At 67.0% G+C, this 3,044-nt stretch carries 5 protein-coding genes; 1 reads left to right on the top strand and 4 read right to left on the bottom strand.

The window, feature by feature from the left end; all coding sequences use genetic code 11:
- From JWP83_RS00800 to JWP83_RS00790, 3 genes are all read right to left on the bottom strand, one after another.
- Positions 1–168: hypothetical protein (locus tag JWP83_RS00800; RefSeq protein ID WP_297724700.1), on the bottom strand; the 168-nt coding region annotated here is incomplete at its 3' end.
- A 321-nt stretch (positions 169–489) separates the two neighbouring features.
- Positions 490–759, bottom strand: a complete 270-nt coding sequence (rpsO, locus tag JWP83_RS00795; protein ID WP_297724697.1) for a 30S ribosomal protein S15 — start codon at positions 757–759, stop codon at positions 490–492.
- A 128-nt stretch (positions 760–887) separates the two neighbouring features.
- Complete coding sequence (locus JWP83_RS00790) at positions 888–1,859, bottom strand: bifunctional riboflavin kinase/FAD synthetase (protein WP_297724694.1); 972 nt, start codon at positions 1,857–1,859, stop codon at positions 888–890.
- A gap of 99 nt (positions 1,860–1,958) precedes the next feature.
- Between JWP83_RS00790 and mntR the strand changes: the two genes are divergently transcribed.
- The gene (gene mntR, locus JWP83_RS00785) at positions 1,959–2,651 is read left to right on the top strand and encodes a manganese-binding transcriptional regulator MntR (RefSeq protein WP_297724691.1); all 693 of its coding nucleotides are present in this window, start codon (positions 1,959–1,961) and stop codon (positions 2,649–2,651) included.
- A gap of 82 nt (positions 2,652–2,733) precedes the next feature.
- On the opposite strand, the gene JWP83_RS00780 is transcribed toward mntR, so the two are convergent.
- Positions 2,734–3,044: acyl-CoA dehydrogenase family protein (locus tag JWP83_RS00780; protein WP_297724688.1), on the bottom strand; the 311-nt coding region annotated here is incomplete at its 5' end.

Here is a 3,044-nt window from a genome sequence, read left to right as displayed (position 1 = left end):
GGTCGCCGAGAGCAGCATGTTCTCGTCGTCCAGGTAAGCGACCACGGCGCCGGCGGCCTGCTGGGCCAACCGACCCGTCTCGAAACGCACGGTGCGGGTGCCGAAGCTCCCGTTGTCGATGGTGGCGGTCGCCTCGAACACGCCTTTTTCAATTTCAGCTACAGACATGGGTGTCCGTATGGCCTCTCTGGGTATTGAGCTATTTCGCGTCGTCACCCGCGAGTAACCCGAGAGCTTCCCTAGGAGGAAGAAGTCTGAATGCGGCTACGGCCATCGATCGAAGCGGCCGACCTGCCCCAGATCCGGAGAGCCCGGCAGCCACTACCGAAGACCGCCCGATACAGGCCGGGCTGCTCCCTTGTGACGTGCTGGAACGGTTCACGCGGGTCTGCGCAAACCGCACCGTTTGCTCGGGCCGAAGCGGCCCAGAACGCCCCTACTCTACACGGCGAACTCAGCCGCTTAGCGGGCATCGGGATTTGCCAGGAGTCAGCGACGCAGGCCCAGCCGCTCGACGAGGGAGCGGTAGCGCGCCACGTCGATCTGGGACACGTACTTGAGCAACCGGCGCCGGCGGCCCACCAGCAGCAGCAGTCCGCGCCGCGAGTGGTGGTCGTGCTTGTGCACCTTGAGGTGCTCGGTCAGGTCGGCGATCCGCCTGGTCAGCAGCGCGACCTGGGCCTCCGGGGACCCGGTGTCGGTGTCGTGCAGGCCGTAGGAGGTCAGGATCTCCTTTTTTTGCTCGGCTGTAAGCGCCACGAAAATATCTCCATCAATTGGTCCGCGATCACTGGAATTCAAGGCGCGGCCACCGCGAACCGCAGCACGCGCCGATGTCGTCCGGCAGTTTAGCAGCTGGGCGTCGCCCGCCTCGAATCGTCGTCGGCTCAATCCGTGAGCAGCGCGCGGGCCCGTTCGGTGTCGTCACCCATCGCGACGACGAGGGCTTTCACCGTGTCGAACTTGCGCTGTCCGCGGATGCGCGAAACGAAGTCCAGGGCAACATGCTGCCCGTACAGGTCGGCGGTGGTGTCCAGAACGAACGCCTCGACGGTGCGGGTGCGCCCGGAGAAGGTCGGGTTGGTGCCGACGGACACCGCGGCCTGGTAGCGCTCCCCCGGGACGACGGTGCCGGTCACCGGTCCGTGCCCGAGCACGGTGAACCAGGCCGCGTACACGCCGTCGGCCGGGATGGCCGAATACATCGGCGGCGCGACATTCGCGGTGGGAAAGCCCAGCTCGGCGCCCCGCCCCTCGCCCCGCACGACGACACCCTCGACGCGGTGCGGGCGGCCCAGCGCCTCCGTGGCCGCCACCATGTCGCCCGCGTCCACGCAGGAACGGATGTAGGTGGACGAGAACGTCACGGTCTCGTTGCTGTGGTGTTCGGACAGCAGCGACATCGACTCCACGGCGAAGCCGAACCGGTCGCCTGCGCGACGCAGGGTTTCGACGTTGCCGGCCGCCTTCTTGCCGAACGTGAAGTTCTCCCCCACCACGACCTCGACCACGTGCAGGTTCTCCACCAGCAGCTCGTGGACGTAGCGGTCCGGGGTGAGCTTCATGAAGTCGCTGGTGAACGGCATCACCAGGAAGACGTCGATGCCCAGCTCCTCGACGAGCTCCGCCCGACGGGTCAGCGTGGTCAGCTGCGCGGGGTGGCTGCCCGGATAGACCACTTCCATCGGGTGCGGGTCGAACGTCATCAGCACGGCCGGCACGTTGCGCGCTCGGCCGGCTTTCACCGCGTGCGCGATCAGCTCGGCGTGGCCGCGATGCACACCGTCGAACACCCCGATGGTGACCACGCATCTGCCCCAGTCCGTGGGAATCTCGTCTTGGCCGCGCCACCGCTGCACGACCGCAAGCCTACGGCGCCGGGCCGGGACATGGGGTGCCCAGCCCAGATCCCGGCGCGGCACGCCGAATCAGGTGTGGGTTGCCTAAACTTTCTGCTTGTGAGGGCTGACGATGATCCAGGCGGTATCACCGCGGTCGGTCAGGACTACCTGAAGGTCATCTGGAATGCCCAGGAATGGTCGATCGAGAAAGTCAGCACCAAAATGCTGGCCGACCGGATCGGGGTGTCGGCGAGCACGGCCTCGGAGTCGATCCGCAAACTCGCCGAGCAGGGCCTCGTCGACCACGAGAAGTACGGCGCGGTGACGCTGACCGAGGCCGGGCGCCGCGCCGCCCTCGAGGTGGTGCGCCGGCACCGATTGCTGGAGACCTTCCTGGTCAATGAGCTCGGCTACGGCTGGGACGAGGTGCACGACGAGGCCGAGGTGCTCGAGCATGCGGTGTCCGACCGGCTGGTGGCCCGCATCGACGCCAAGCTGGGATACCCCCAGCGCGACCCGCACGGCGACCCGATCCCGGCCTCCGACGGGCAGGTCCCCACCCCGCCGGCCCGCCAGCTGTGGGCGTGCGGCGACGGGGACACCGGGACGGTGGCCCGCATCTCCGACGCCGACCCGGAGATGCTGCGCTATTTCACCGGCGTCGGAATACACCTCGACTCGCGGCTGCGGGTGCTGACCCGCCGGGAATTCGCGGGCATGATTTCGGTGGCGATCGAATCCGCCGACGGCGCCGAGAGCACCGTCGATCTGGGCAGCCCGGCGGCACGGGCGATTTGGGTTGTGGGCTAACCGTCACGCCGAGCGTGCATTCGCTGCGAGGTTTCAGCCGAATTTTCGCACTGCGAACACGCTCGGCGATCTACTTTGGCGCTCAGTCCGCAAGCAGGCCCTTGGCGATGTGGGTGACCTGGACCTCGTTGCTGCCGGCATAGATCATCAGCGACTTCGCGTCGCGGGCCAGCTGTTCCACGCGGTATTCGGCCATGTAGCCGTTGCCGCCGAACAGCTGCACGGCCTCCATCGCAACGTCGGTGGCCGCCTCCGACGAGTACAGCTTGATCGCCGACGCCTCGGCCAGCGTCGGCTCCTTACCGGCCTTGGCGCGCTCGATCATCTGAAAGACCATGTTCTGCACGTTGATTCGCGCGATCTCCATCTTGGCCAGCTTGAGCTGGATCAGCT

Origin of the sequence: Mycobacterium sp., assembly GCF_025965855.1 — a bacterium.
Classification (GTDB): Bacteria; Actinomycetota; Actinomycetes; order Mycobacteriales; family Mycobacteriaceae; genus Mycobacterium.
This window is presented reverse-complemented; position numbering and strand designations above follow the sequence as displayed.